This is a genomic window from Sphingomonas sp. 1F27F7B, assembly GCF_005503355.1.
Lineage (GTDB): Bacteria > Pseudomonadota > Alphaproteobacteria > Sphingomonadales > Sphingomonadaceae > Sphingomonas.
This window is the reverse complement of sequence record NZ_SCMK01000001.1, coordinates 168,422-182,500: the sequence shown is the minus strand read 5'-3', so window position 1 is coordinate 182,500 and position 14,079 is coordinate 168,422. Positions and strand designations below refer to the sequence as shown.

General features: G+C 68.4%; 9 protein-coding genes. 3 read left to right on the top strand and 6 right to left on the bottom strand.

Features of this window, described 5'->3' with window-relative positions:
* Positions 1-179 precede the first annotated feature (179 nt).
* The gene (locus FFS08_RS00810) at positions 180-935 is read right to left on the bottom strand and encodes a creatininase family protein (protein WP_212741934.1); all 756 of its coding nucleotides are present in this window, start codon (positions 933-935) and stop codon (positions 180-182) included.
* The gene (locus FFS08_RS00805; protein ID WP_137861059.1) at positions 932-2,515 is read right to left on the bottom strand and encodes a benzoate-CoA ligase family protein; all 1,584 of its coding nucleotides are present in this window, start codon (positions 2,513-2,515) and stop codon (positions 932-934) included. The genes FFS08_RS00810 and FFS08_RS00805 overlap by 4 nt, the downstream gene beginning before the upstream one ends.
* A gap of 230 nt (positions 2,516-2,745) precedes the next feature.
* On the opposite strand from FFS08_RS00805, the gene FFS08_RS00800 reads away from it, so the two are divergent.
* Positions 2,746-3,471, top strand: coding sequence for an META and DUF4377 domain-containing protein (locus FFS08_RS00800; protein ID WP_137861060.1), 726 nt, complete (start codon positions 2,746-2,748; stop codon positions 3,469-3,471).
* A gap of 39 nt (positions 3,472-3,510) precedes the next feature.
* Here FFS08_RS00800 and FFS08_RS00795 read toward each other — a convergent pair whose 3' ends face one another.
* Genes FFS08_RS00795 through FFS08_RS00780 form a run of 4 tightly spaced genes read right to left on the bottom strand, consistent with a single transcriptional unit; the run spans position 3,511 to position 12,483 of the window.
* Positions 3,511-4,941, bottom strand: a complete 1,431-nt coding sequence (locus tag FFS08_RS00795) for an efflux transporter outer membrane subunit (RefSeq protein WP_137861061.1) — start codon at positions 4,939-4,941, stop codon at positions 3,511-3,513.
* Positions 4,938-8,129: an efflux RND transporter permease subunit gene (locus tag FFS08_RS00790; protein WP_137861062.1), complete on the bottom strand. Its 3,192-nt coding sequence runs from the start codon at positions 8,127-8,129 to the stop codon at positions 4,938-4,940. Before FFS08_RS00790 ends, FFS08_RS00795 begins: the two co-directional genes overlap by 4 nt.
* Positions 8,126-11,260: an efflux RND transporter permease subunit gene (locus tag FFS08_RS00785; protein WP_137861063.1), complete on the bottom strand. Its 3,135-nt coding sequence runs from the start codon at positions 11,258-11,260 to the stop codon at positions 8,126-8,128. Before FFS08_RS00785 ends, FFS08_RS00790 begins: the two co-directional genes overlap by 4 nt.
* A complete protein-coding gene (locus tag FFS08_RS00780) occupies positions 11,257-12,483 on the bottom strand; it encodes an efflux RND transporter periplasmic adaptor subunit (RefSeq protein ID WP_212741933.1) in 1,227 nt (408 codons plus the stop codon). Before FFS08_RS00780 ends, FFS08_RS00785 begins: the two co-directional genes overlap by 4 nt.
* Positions 12,484-12,984: 501 nt before the next feature.
* Here FFS08_RS00780 and FFS08_RS00775 point away from each other — a divergent pair.
* Complete coding sequence (locus tag FFS08_RS00775; RefSeq protein ID WP_137861065.1) at positions 12,985-13,557, top strand: hypothetical protein; 573 nt, start codon at positions 12,985-12,987, stop codon at positions 13,555-13,557.
* Between the two features lie 28 nt (positions 13,558-13,585).
* Complete coding sequence (locus FFS08_RS00770) at positions 13,586-14,074, top strand: hypothetical protein (protein WP_137861066.1); 489 nt, start codon at positions 13,586-13,588, stop codon at positions 14,072-14,074.
* Positions 14,075-14,079: the final 5 nt, after the last annotated feature.

Below are 14,079 nucleotides of genomic sequence, written 5' to 3'. Positions count from 1 at the left end.
ATTGGGCACAAAGACTCCTCCGGGATGGCGGGGTCATAGCCGCCCGGAGGGTTGCAGCAGCCTTTGCTAAGGCCCGGACGGCGACGAAATGCCGTCGGGGCCGGCACGCGGCAATTTGGCTGCGACGAACCTGTTGCTGCGCGCGACCGGGCGCCTGGACCAGGAGGTGCAGCCCGGCGCTATTCCGGTCCCGGCATCACCGCCTGCACTGCGCGGACGATCGCTTCGGCCATGATCGCGGACGTCTCGGCGCCTTCGCCTGCCGTGGCGCGGGACGGGTAGCCGAAATAGGCTTGGGGCCCGCCGGCCTCGCTGAAGGTGGTGGCGCCGGCGGCAAAGGCAGTGACGAGGCTGGCCGGATTGTCGGCGAGCGCGGCGCGCGCGGGTTCGTCGACCAGATCCGGCCGGTCGGCGAGGACCAGGCTGGTCTCGAACTGGCCGGCATGGCAGGCGCCGGAGACGAACTCCTCGGTCAGTTCCGCCGCCAGCGCGCGCCGCGTGAAATCGGGATAGGCGAGGGGAAGTCCGAGCGCCGCAGCCTCTGCGGCCAGCCCGCGCAGCATCGTGACATTGGCGGGATCGAAATGGCTGTTGGCCAGCGCGAGGCAGGCGAAACCCTGTGCCTTCAGGCTGGCGGCGATGTCGAGGATTGCCGCCCGGGCGGTGGCTGCGCCGATCGATATGGTGCCGGGGAATTCGGCCGCATAATGGGCCGGGGCATAAGCGAGGGCGGGCAGCACGAAGGCGTGCATGCCCTGGCCCTCGAGCAGCGCGGCCGCGCGCCGCGCCATGCCTTCGGAAATGATCACGTCGGTGCACAGCGGCAAATGCGGTCCGTGCGCCTCCACGGCGCCGAGCGGCAGGATGGCCACCACCGGCGCGCCGCTCGCCAGTGCTGCCTGCACGCGCGTCCAGGGCTGGTCGCCGAGCATCATCGCCAGATCTCCCGCAGCTTCTTGCGATCCATCTTGTCGCGATCGTTCCGGGGCAGGGGATCGGACGAGAAGAAGACGCGATGCGGCACCTTGTAATGGGCAAGGCGCTCGCGTGCGAAGCCGAGCAGTTCGGCCTGCAATGTCTCGCCCGCCGGGGCATCCTCGCGCGGCACGATGACCACCACGGGCTTTTCGAGGCCATTGGCATCGGCGCGGCCGAACACGCAGCATTCGAGCACTGCCGGATGCTCGCTCAGGCATCCCTCCACCTCGAGCGGGCTGACATAGATGCCGCCGCTCTTGATCATGTCGTCGCCGCGGCCCTCATAATACCAATAGCCCTCGGGATCGCGCCGGAAGAGGTCGCCGCTGACGATCGCGCCGCCGCCCAGGTGGCGCTTCGACTTGGCATAGTCGCCATGATAGTAGAGTGCCGCGGAGTCCCCCCGGATGCGCAGCACCCCGATCTCGCCGCCGGCGATCGGCATGCCGGCATCGTCGAGCAGGTCGGCCGCATAGCCGGGCACCAGCTTGCCGAGGCTGCCGGGACGGATGTCGCCGGGGCGGTTGCTGATATAGATATGGAAGCTCTCGGCGCTGCCGATCCCGTCGATGATCGGCACGCCGAAACGGGCGTTCCAGCGCTCGTGCAGCTCGCGCGGCAGGGCCTCGCCGGCACTCCACATCATCCGGATGCTCGACAGGTCCGGCGCGCGCGCCTCCGCCTCGAGCATCTTGTTGATCAGCGTGGGCACGTTGGTGAGCACGGTGGGGCGGTGGCGCTCGACGAGTGCGAAGAGGGTATCCGGCGTCGGCTGCTCGCGGAACAGGATGGCGGTGGCGCCCACTGCGAAGGGGAACATCAGGTTGGTGCCGGTGGCATAGCCGAAATAGAGCCGCGGCCCGGACAGGGTGATGTCCTCCTGCGCCATGCCGATGAAACGTTTCGCATAGACTTCGGTATTGTAGGCGAAGTGGAAATGGCAGTGGACCGCACCCTTGCTCTGGCCGGTGGTGCCGCTGGTGAAGAGCCATACCGCCGGATCGTCCTTGCGCGTCGGCCAGGGCGGCGGGGCGGCGGGTGCGGCGGCGGCGATCCAGGCGTCGAAGCCGGGAAGGCCGGGCGCCTCGCCGACCAGGATGACCGAGCCGGGTTCCTGGCAGTGCCGGGCCTGGGCGCGTGCCGCCTGGAAGGCCTCCGCACTGGTCTCGTCGATGAAGGCGAATTGCGGCTTCACATAGCCGAGATAATAGGAATAGTCGGCGGCCGGCAGCATCGGGTTGATCTGGGTGACGACCGCACCCGCCTTGAGCGCGCCGAACCAGGCATAGACGAATTCGGGGCAGTCGCGCATGCAGAGCAGCACGCGCTGCTCGGGCAGCAGGCCCGATGCGAGGAGCCGCTCGGCGACCTGCGTCACCCTGGCGGCCACTTCGTCATAGCTTATCGCCTGGTCCTCGAAGAGCAGGGCGGTCTTCGCCCCGCGCCCGGCCGCGACGTTCGCGAACACGAAATAATCGGCCATGTTGAAGCTGTCGGGAAAGGCCGGTGTCTCGTCCGTCGTTGCGCCTGTCGTCATTCTCTCCGCGTCCATCCTGTGGCCATCGTCATCGATGTGCCGGAACTGCCCGGATCATTGGGAAGCCGGCGGCGCTCGTCAATCGTGCTGGTTTGGCATAGGGTCGCGCCGTCGCTTCCTGCTGGCCCGACTCGCGGCGGCGCCGCTCCTTTCTGGCCGGCAACGGCGGGGACACGTCTCGTTCATTCCGCCGCCTCCACAGGCGGCGCCAGTATCAACGGGAGTTTGACATGATTTTCTCGCATCGGGCCGGTCTGGCCGCGATTGGCCTCCTTGCCCTGGTTTCGGCAAGCGCACCCACCGCAGCGGCGGCGCCTGCGCCGCAACGAGCCGGCACGACTGGCCTGGCCGCGCATCACTGGGAGCTGGAGGCATGGAGCGGCCGGAAGCTTCCCGAAGGCAAGCCGCTCCGGCTCGATTTCGATGCCGGCCGCTTCTCCGCTGACACGGGCTGCAATCGCGCCGGCGGCGCATATCGGGTCAAGGGCCGGACGATCCGGCTCGGCGACGGCAAGGGCGGCTTCGCAAGCACCCTGATGGCATGCCCCGAGCCCGGGATGGCGACCGAGCGCGCCTATGTCGCCATCCTCGGGGCTGTCCGCTCCTATCGGATCGATGGCGACCGCCTTGTCCTGCGGACCGCCAGGGGCGCCACGCTGACCTATCGCGCCGCGCACAAGCCGGCCGCCAACGCACCGCGCAAGTTCCTCTATGTGGCGGCCGAGACCAAGCCGTGCATGGGCGTCGCGCCGATGACCTGCCTCCAGGTGCGCACCAGGGAAAGCGACCCCTGGCAGCTCCATTACGGCGGCATCGTCGGCTTCGAGCCGCAGCCCGGGATCGAATACCGGATCCGGATCATCGAGGAAAAGATCGCCAATCCGCCGGCCGACGCGTCTTCGATCCGCTGGACGCTCGACCAGGTGATCGAGCAGCGCGTGGTCAAGCGCCGATAAGGCATGGCCCGCACCCTTGCCTCGCCGGCGAGGGTGCGGTCATCGCGGCAGCGGCACGCCCGGGTCGGGCGCATGCCAGCCGCCGCCGATCGCCTGGACCAGCGAGACGGCGGCGACCTGCCGGTTGACCACGGCCAGGATATCCGTGTTGCGCGCCGCCAGCGCAGTGTTCTGCGCGACGATCACGCTCGAATAGGCGACCGTTCCCGCGCCATATTGGTTGCGCGCGATCCGCTCGGCCGCATTGGCGGCGGTGGCTGCCGCCGCGCGTTCGGTCGCGACCGTGTCCAGCACGCGCACGGCGGCGAGCTGATCCTCGACCTGCTGGAAGGCAGTGAGCACAGTCTGGCGATACGTCGCCACCGTCTGGGCATATTGCGCGCGTGCCTGATCCACCTTGGCCGTACGCGCGCCGAAATCGAGCAGCGTCAGCACACCGGTGAGCCCGAGCGACCAGGCGCTGCTCGCGGTCTCGAACAATGCCCCCAGCGCCGAGGATTGCTGCCCGATCTGGCCGGTGAGCCCGATCGAGGGGAAGAAGGCGGCACGCTGGATGCCGATATTGGCATTGGCCGCAGCCACGCCGCGCTCGGCGGAGGCGATGTCGGGCCGGCGCTCGAGCAGCTCGGCGGGCAGGATGCCGGGGACCTCGGGCACCGCGCGGTTCCAGGTCGCGGCTGGCGCGATCGAGAAGCTCGACGGGTTCTCGCCCACCAGCACCGCAATCGCATGTTCGAGCAGCGCGCGCTGGCGGATCAGGTCGGCCGCGTCGCCGCGCGCGTTGCGCAGGGCGGTCTCGGCCTGCAGCACGTCGGCACGGGCCGACACTCCGGCATTGTAGAGATTGGTGGTGATGGTGAGGGCGCGCTCATAATCCACCACCGTCGCGTCGAGCGCGACCTTCTGCGCTTCGATGCCGCGCAGCTGGACATAGTCGAGCGCCAGTTCGGCCTGGGCCGAGAGGGTGGCATTGGCGAGATCGGCTTCGCTCGCCTGCGCCTGGGCCCGTGCCTGCGACACGGTATTGCCGATCTTGCCCCAGAGGTCCGGCTCCCAGCTGGCCTGCAGCCCGAGCTGGATCGAGCCCGCGGGCTTGATGCTGCTGTTCGCCGCCAGGCCCCCGCTATCGTTCGCATTGGTTTGCAGGCTGACCGTGGGGAGCGCCGCGGCGCGCTGCTCGCGTACCAGCGCGCGGGCCGCGTCATAGGTGGCCTTGGCCGCTGCGAGATTCTGATTGGAGACGATCACCCGCCGCTCGAGATCGTCGAGCACGGGATCGGCGAACATCGTCCACCATTCGCCCTTGGCCACGGCGTCCGATGGCGTGGCGGGGCGCCAGCCCGGCGCTTCCTTGAAGCTGGCGGGCACGGTGGCGATGCTCGGCCGCGCATAAGGCGGTGCCAGATTGCACCCGGAGAGCAGCGCCGCGGCAAGCGCGGGCATGGCGAGCAGGGGGCGGGTTCGGATCATGCGGGCTCCAGTCCGGGTTCGTCCGGGCCATGGCGCGCGAGCAGCCGCTCGTGCGGACTGCGCCGGCGGAACCGGTCGAGGGCAAGGAACACCACCGGCGTGGTGAACAGGGTGAGGAATTGCGCGGCGACCAGCCCGCCGACGATCGCGACGCCCAGCGGCTGGCGCAGCTCGGCCCCCTCGCCGAAGCCGATGGCCAGCGGCAGCGCGCCGAGCGCCGCCGCAAGCGTGGTCATCACGATCGGGCGGAAGCGCTGCAGCGCCGCCTCGCGGATCGCATCGACCGGAGCCAGGCCGCGACCGCGCTCTGCATCCAGCGCGAAGTCGATGATCAGGATCGCGTTCTTCTTGACGATGCCGATCAGCAGGATGATCGCGATCAGCCCGATCACGTCGAGCTGCATGCCCGCCAGCATCAGCGCCACGACCGCGCCGACTCCCGCCGAGGGGATGGTGGAGAGGATGGTGATCGGGTGGATCGCGCTTTCATACAGGATGCCGAGCACCAGATAGATAGCGACCAGCGCGGCCAGGATCAGGAAGGGCATCGACCCCATGGATTGCTGGAGCAGCTGGGCATTGCCGGCAAAGCCGCCATGCACGGTGGCGGGCAGCCCCGCGCCGCGCTGGATCGCGACCAGCCGCGCCGCAGCCTGGCCGAGCGTGACGCCATTGGGCAAGTTGAACGAGACGGTGGCCGAGGGCTCCCCCCCCTGATGGTTCACGATCGCCGGCGTCGAATTATTCTGCCAGCGCGCGATCGTGGAGATCGGCACGATCGTGGCGGGGGTGGTGTTGACTGCATTGCCGGTAGAGGCGTCGCGGCCCGCGCCCGTGGTCGAGACCGGCGTGGAGCCGGCCGCCGCTGCGGCCGTGCTGCCGCCGGCAGGCACATAGGTGCCGTTCAGCGCCTCGGGCGACGTACTGAACTCGGGCGCCACTCCCAGCACGACATGATATTGGTTGAGCCCTGAATAGAGCGTCACCGCCTGGCGCTGGCCGAAAGCGTCGTACAGGGCGTTGTCGATCGCCTGGTTGGTGATTCCCAGCCGGGCGGCGGCGACGCGATCGACCGTGAGATAGGTTTCCGAACCGCCGTCCTGCTGATCGATGTCGACATCGGTGAACGTCTGGGGTTCGCGCTTCATCAGGTCGACCAGCTTCGTGCCCGCCGCCCGCAGGGTGACGGGGTCGTTCGCCTGCAGCGTGTATTGATAGCTGCTGTTGGCGCTGCGCCCGCCGGTCTGGAGATCCTGTACGGGGTTGAGGAACGCCGTAACCCCGGTGATTCGGCCGAGCTGGGGGCGCAGCCGATTGATGACCGTTCGAGCGGGATCGCGCTTGCCCTGCTTCAGCATGATGAACAGGAAGGCGCCGCCGGTGCGCGATCCGCCGGTGAAGGCCACGACATCGGCGACGGCGGGATCGCGCTTCACCATACCGACGATCTGGACGAGCCGGGACTGGACGGCGCTGAACGACATGCTCTGGTCGACATGCACGCCGCCCATCAGCGAGCCGGTATCCTGTTCGGGGAACAGGCCCTTGGGCGCCTGGACGATCAGCGCCACGTTGAGCGCGACCGTCGCGGCGAGCAGCGCCAGCGTGATGCCGCGATGCGCCAGGGCGCGGTCCAGCCCGTGCGAATAGCGTTCGCGCACCCGCTCGAATGCCCGTTCGAACCACTGGGCGAACCGCGGGACGCGCTCCTCGCGACGCAGCAGCAGCGCGGCGAGCATCGGCGTGGCGGTGAGCGAGATCACCAGGCTGATCGCGACCGCCACCGACATGGTTACTGCGAACTCGCGGAACAACCGCCCGACCACTCCGCCCATGAACAGCAGCGGGATGAACACGGCGATCAGGCTCGCCGAGATCGAGAGCACGGTGAAGCCCACTTCGTGCGCGCCCGTCAGCGCCGCCTGGATCGGCTTCATCCCGCGCTCGATATGGCGCGCGATATTCTCCACTACCACGATGGCGTCGTCGACGACGAAGCCGGTCGCCACGGTGAGCGCCATCAGCGAGAGGTTGTTGAGCGAGAAGCCCAGCATATAGATCACCGCCACCGTGCCGAGCAGCGAGGTGAGCACCGCCATCGCGGGCACCAGCGTGGCGCGTAGCGAGCGCAGGAACAGGCTCACCACCGCCACCACCAGCAGGGTGGCGATCAGCAGGGTGATCTCGACTTCGTGCAACGAGGCCCGGATCGTGGTGGTACGGTCGCTGGCGACATGGAGCTTCACATCGGCGGGGATCGACGCCTGGAGGCGGGGCAGCGCGGCCTTTACAGCGTTCACTGTCGCGACGATGTTGGCGCCCGGCTGGCGGGTGATCACCACCATCACTGCGCGCTGGCCGTTGAACAGGCCCATGGTGCGCACGTCCTCGGGCCCGTCATGGACATTGGCGATATCCTCCAGCCGCACCAGCGTCCCGTTGCGGCTGGCGATCGGCAGGTCGCGGAAATCCTCGGCATGCACGCCCGGCGTGTCGGCATAGATCTGCCAGGCCAGGCCCGCTCCCTCGATCAGGCCGCGCGGGCGATTGGCGGCGCTGGCGGAAAGGGCGGCGCGCACATCCTCCAGCGGGATACCGTAGCGCGCCACCGCGAGCGGATTGACGTCGACTCGCACCGAGGGGAGCGCCGCGCCGCCCAGCTCGACATCGCCCACGCCCTCCACCTGCAGCAGCCGCTGCTGGACGATCGCCGAGACCGTGTCGAAGATCTCCGCCGGGCTGCGCCGGTCGGAAGTGAGCGCAAGGATCATGATCGGCGCGTCGGCGGGATTGACCTTGCGATAGGTGGGGTTGGTGCGCAACGTCGAGGGCAGGTCGGCGCGCGCCGCGTTGATCGCCGCCTGCACGTCGCGCGCGGCGCCGTCGATGTTGCGGCTCAGGTCGAACTGCAGCGTGATCCGCGTCGATCCGGTGGACGAGGCGGAAGTCATCTGCGTCACCCCGGCGATCGTGCCCAACCGTTTCTCCAGCGGGGCGGCGATGCTGGAAGCCATGTTCGACGGGCTGGCGCCGTTTAGCGTCGCGGTGACGCTGATCGTCGGCAGGTCGATCTGCGGCAAGGGGGATACCGGGATGGAGAGCACCGCCGCCACGCCGGCCAGCATCAGCCCCAGCGTCAGCAGCAGCGTGCCGACCGGCCGCCGGATGAAGGGCGCGGAGAGGTTCATGCCGCCACCGGAGCCTCCGCAGGCGGCGGGCGCCGCCCGAAACGGGCTCCCAGCCGCTCGAACGCCAGGAAGATCACCGGGGTGGTGAACAAGGTGAGCAGCTGGCTGACGATCAGGCCGCCGGCGATGGCGAGGCCGAGCGGCTGGCGCAGCTCGGAGCCCATGCCCGATCCGAAGATCATCGGCAGCGCCGCGAACAAGGCGGCGAAGGTGGTCATCAGGATCGGGCGGAAGCGCAGCCGGGCGGCCTGGCGGATCGCGGCATCGGCCTCCATCCCTTCCTCGCGCTGGGCCCGGATCGCGAAGTCGATCATCATGATCGCGTTCTTCTTGACGATGCCGATCAGCAGCACGATGCCGATGATCCCGATCACGCCCAGCCCTTCGCCCGACAGGATCAGCGCGAGCAGCGCGCCGACCGCGGCGGCGGGCAGGGTGGAGAGGATGGTGAGCGGGTGGATGAAGCTCTCATAGAGCACGCCCAGCACGATATAGACGATCACCACCGCCGCCAGGATCAGCCAGAATTCGTTGCCGAGCGAACTGCGGAACGCTTCCGCCGCGCCCTGGAAATGGGTGTCGAGCGAGGCGGGGACGCCGATCCTGGCTTCCACCCGCGTGACGGCGTCGACTGCGGCGCCCAGCGAAACGCCCGGTGCCGGATCGAAGCCGATCGTCGCGGCGGGGAACTGGCCGACGCGGGTGATGAGCAATGGCGCGGTGCCCTTGTCGAAGCGCGCCACCGTGCCGAGCGGAACCGAGCTGCCGCTCGAAGTGGGGACATAGAGGCTGTTGAGCGCGTCGGGCGAGGTCAGCATGCCGGGCTGGCTCTCCAGGATCACCCGATATTGGCTGGCGGCGGTAAAGATCGTCGAGACGATGCGCTGGCCGAACGCATCGTAGAGCGCGCTGTCGATCGTCGAGGCGCTGATCCCGAGCCGCCCGGCGCTCTCGCGGTCGATTACGACCGTCACCGCGCGGCCCTGGTCGAGCACGTCGGAGGTGACGTTGGCGAGCGCCGGCTCGCGGCGCAGCGCTGCGGTGAGCCGCTGCGCCCATTGATTCACCTGGGCCTGGTTCGCGCCCTGGAGCGCGAAGCGGTAGCGCGTCGGTCCGCCCTCCGAATCGATGGTGAGGTCCTGGACCGGCCGGAAATAGACTTGGACGCCGGGAATGCCGTGGACGCGATCCGCCAGCCGATCGAGCAGCGCGGACTGGCTGCCGCGCTGGGACTGGGGCTTCAGGTTGATCAGAATCCGGCCCTGGTTGAGCGATGGATTGACGCCATCCACGCCGACATTGCCGCTCAGGCTGTCCACCTCCGAATCGCGCAGCACCGCGTCGGCCACCTGGGTCTGGATCGCCTGCATCCGTGCGAACGAGGCGTCCTGGGGGCCGACCACCACGGCCTGGAGCTGGCCGGTGTCCTGTTCGGGGAACAGCCCCTTCGGAATGGCGAAGGCGAGCAGGGCAGTGAGCGCCAGCGTGCCGGCGAAGAGGAGCAGCACCAGCCGCTGGCGCTCGAGCACCCAGGCGAGGCCGCGGGCATAGCCATGTGCCACCCGGTCGAACGTCTCGAGCGACCAGCGGACCGGCGCGATCAGCCGCTCTTCGGATTCGCGCCGCAGCCAGCGGCCGGAAAGCATCGGCACCAGGGTGAGCGCGACGCCGGCGGAGATCACGATCGTCACCGACAGCGTCACCGCGAATTCGCGGAAGAGCCGCCCGACCACGTCCCCCATGAACAGCAGCGGCACCAGCGCGGCGATCAGGCTGACGGTGAGCGAGACGATGGTGAAGCCGATCTCGCCCGATCCCTTGAGCGCCGCCTGGAGCGGCGTGTCGCCGTCCTCGATATGGCGCTGGATATTCTCGATGACGACGATCGCGTCGTCGACCACGAAGCCCGCCGCGATCGTCATCGCCATCAGCGTCAGATTGTTGATCGAATAGCCGAGCTGGTACATCGCGGCAAAGGCGCCGACGAGCGAGAGCGGCACGGCGAGGCTGGCGACGAAGGTGGCGCGCGGGCTGCCCAGGAACAGGAACATCGCCAGCGTCACCAGCACGACCGCGAAGGCGAGCTCCATCTGCACGTCCGCCACCGAGGCGCGGATGCCGGCGGTGCGATCCGTGAGCAAGGTCACATGGACATCGGGCGGAAGCTGGGCCTCGAGCCCGGGCAAGGTCGCCTTGATCGCGTCCACCGTGGCGATCACGTTGGCGCCGGGCTGGCGCTGGACGTCGACGATCACCGCCGGCGTGCGGTTCATCCACGCGGCGAGGCGCACATTCTCGGTCGAATCGACCACATTGGCGACGTCGCTCAGCTTGACCGGCGCATTGTTGCGCCAGGCGACGATCAGGTCGCGATATTCCTGCGCGGTGCCGAGCTGGTCGTTGCCGTCGATCGCCCAGGAACGGGTGGGACCGTCGAAGCTGCCCTTGGCCGCATTGGCGTTGGCGGCGGCGATCGCGGCGCGCAGCGTCTCGGTCGAGAGCCCGTAGGACGCCAGCGCCTGCACATTGGCCTGGATGCGCACCGCGGGCCGCTGGCCGCCCGAGAGCGTGACCAGACCGACTCCGCTCATCTGGGCGATCTTGGCGGCGAGGCGCTGGTCGGCCAGGTCCTCGATCTGGGCGAGGGTGCGGGTGCGGGAAGTGAGACCCAGCGTCACGATCGGCGCGTCGGCGGGATTGACCTTGGCATAGATGGGCGGGGCCGGCAGGTCCGACGGGAGCAGCGTGCCAGCCGCATTGATCGCCGCCTGCACTTCCTGTTCCGCCACGTCGAGCGACAGGTCGAGCTTGAACTGGAGCGTGATGACCGAGGCGCCGGCCGAGGATTGCGACGACATCCGCGCCAGCCCCGCCATCTGGCCGAACTGGCGCTCGAGCGGGCTGGTGACGGTGAGTGCCATCACGTCCGGGCTGGCGCCGGGATAGAGCGTGCGCACCTCGATCGTCGGGTAATCGACTTCGGGCAGCGCCGACAGCGGCAGGACGCGATAGGCGACCAGCCCCGCGAGCAGCACCGCCACCGCCAGCAGCGTAGTCGCCACCGGCCGCAGGATGAAGACGTGCCAGGGGCCCGCCCGCTCGACCGGGCCGGGCTGTTCGTCCGCGCTCACTGGTCCGCGCCGTGCCGGTGCCTGTGGCCGCCGCCGGGCTGGCCCGTGCCGCCCTTGCCGGCGCCGGCACCCTGCTTGCCCGGCAGCGAGACGCGGGCGCCGTCATCCAGCGTGTCCGCCCCGTCCGTCACTATCATCGCGCCCTGGGGGAGCCCGCTGGTCACGATGATGTTGGTACCGTCGCTCGGTCCCAGCTTCACCAGCGTGAGCTTCACCGTGCGAGCGGGCTGGATCACGAAGACGAAATCGCCGTTCGCGCCGTGCCGCACCGAATTGACGGGCACGGCGAGCCCCTGGCGCACGATGCCGATCTCGGCCGAGACGTTGACGAACTGGCTCGGGAACAACGCGCCGCCGCCATTGCCGAAGCGCGCCTTCGCCTTCACCGTGCCGCTGGTCGGGTCGATCTGGTTGTCGAGCGTCAGGAATCGGCCCTGGGCGAGCGTGGATGCGCCGGTGGAGTTGGTGGCGTTGACGGGCATGTCGCCGCCGCTCGCCAGCCGGGCCTGCAGCGTAGCGATCTGGTTCTGGGGCAGGGAGAAGGTCACGTCGATCGGATCGATCTGCGTGATCACCGCGAGCCCGGTGGTGTCCGAGGGCGTCACGTAATTGCCGATATCGACCTGGCGCAGGCCGATCCGTCCGCTCACCGGCGCGCGGATCGAGGTATAGGCGAGGTTGAGCGCGGCCGTGCCGATCGCCGCGCGGTCGGCGCCGATCGTGCCGTCAAGCTGCTTGAGCGTCGCCGCCTGGGTCTCGACCTGCTGGCGCGCGATCGAATCCTGAGCGAGCAGCCCCTGGTAGCGCTTGAGGTCGGTCGCGGCCATGTCGCGCTGGGCGAGGTCGCGGGCGAGGTTGGCGCGCGCCTGGGCGAGCGCGAGCTTGTAGGGCCGGGGATCGATCTGGGCGATCAGCTGCCCCTTCGCCACCATCTGCCCTTCGGTGAAGTGCAGGCTGAACAGCGTGCCGGCAATCTGAGTGCGCACCGTGGCGGTGGTCAGCGGCTGGACGGTGCCGATCGCCGCCAGCCGGATCGGCATGTCGATTCGCCCGACATGGGCGACGCCGACGGTGATCGGTTGGCCCGAGCCGCCGCGATGCCGCCCGCCCGATGTGCTTTCCGGGGAACCGCTGCATCGCCAGACAGCGAACAGAATCAGGATGAGGATCAGGACGATGCCGATGGCGCGCCAGCGGGGCGGGGTCAGCTTGAAGCCTGTCACCAGCGCACCTTTCGTGCTGTCAGGTTGTTCCGGCGATATTAGACGCGCAATGCAGCTACCGGTCTAGGTGCAAATATGTATCAAAATTGGGAAGGATCGAAAGCTGTTCGGACGTTGATTTCCGGGCAATTTCCTCCGGATCGGAACTATTGCGTCGACGAATATGTCGCAATTTTTCCCGCGGCGCGGGCGTGCTCGCCATTCGCCGGCACATGGGACGCCCGGGCAAATCGAACGCATCGGACGGACGGCGGGCAGAACGTAAATTACGCTATTCGTCCTGACCGCGGCTGACGAAGGAATCCGCGCATTCACGAGAGTCATCGAGCGCGATGTCGATGGGATGGCCACCTTGCGGCCCGATGACCGTTCCGGCGTTAAGTATTCTGATAATGCGGATTTTGCCGAGATCGCGAATCGACGATAGCTTAATCCGCCTCGTAGTAATCTTCCGCCCGACGAGAGAAATTCTCGTGACACCTCAATGGCGAGGTAAGGTAAATGGCGATCGATACTGGCAAGATTTTCGTCTCCACCCGCCGGACTGCCGGTCTGTGCGTCGTGGCAAGCGCGCTGGTGGCCGGCCCGCCGGCATTTTCCTCCACGCAAGGCACGCTCGGCGCGACCTCGACAGGTTCGGTCAGCATCACCGCAAGCGTGGCGAACCGGGCGCAGATCACCGGCCTGACGGACATATCCTTCTCCGCCGTGGATCCTGCCACTGCCGCGACCAGCGCGCAGAGCGACTGCGTCTGGAGCAACACCGCCACCAAGGGGTACAGCATCACCGCGACCGGCAGCGGCACCAGCGGCGCCTTCACGCTCGCCAACGGTTCGCTGACCGTGCCGTACACGGTGCAATGGGCAGCCAGCACCGGCCAGACCAGCGGCAGCGCACTGACCGCCGGAACTGCGCTTGGCGGGCTGACCACGACTGCCGCCAACCCGACCTGCAGTACCGGCGCCGCGACGACTTCGAGCCTCATCGTCTCGATTTCCGCGCCGAACCTCCAGGGCATGGAAGCAGGAGCCAGTTACACGGGCACGCTGACCCTTCTGGTGACGCCGCAATAGCGCCTGGGCGATCAGGAAGGGTTCGGCCATGCAGGGTCGCTCCCATTCCCGATCCATCGCCGCGGGGTTGCTCGCATCCGCCTTGCTGGCGGCGGCGCCCATGCCGGCCTCCGCCCAGAATGTGCAGATAACCCAGCTGAGCGACGTGTCGTTCGGCACGATCACGAACATGGGCGTCGATCAGGTGCGGAGCCAGTCGGTATGCGCGTATAGCGGACTGCTGGGCGGCCGCTACTCGCTGACGGCGACCGGTTCCGGGGCCGGCGGCGCGTTCACGCTCTCCAACGGGGCGAGCGTGCTGCCCTATGAAGTCCAGTGGAACACCTCCGCCGGGCAGAGCTCGGGCACCAATCTCGTATCGGGCACGGCGCTGACCGGGCAGACGGTGCTGCTGAGCTGTCCGATCCTGCAAACCACCAATTCGAGCCTCATCGTCATCCTGCGTGCCAACGCACTGAGCATCGCTACCGCCGGGAATTACGGCGGCACGCTGACGATCATGCTCGCGGCGAATTGACGCCG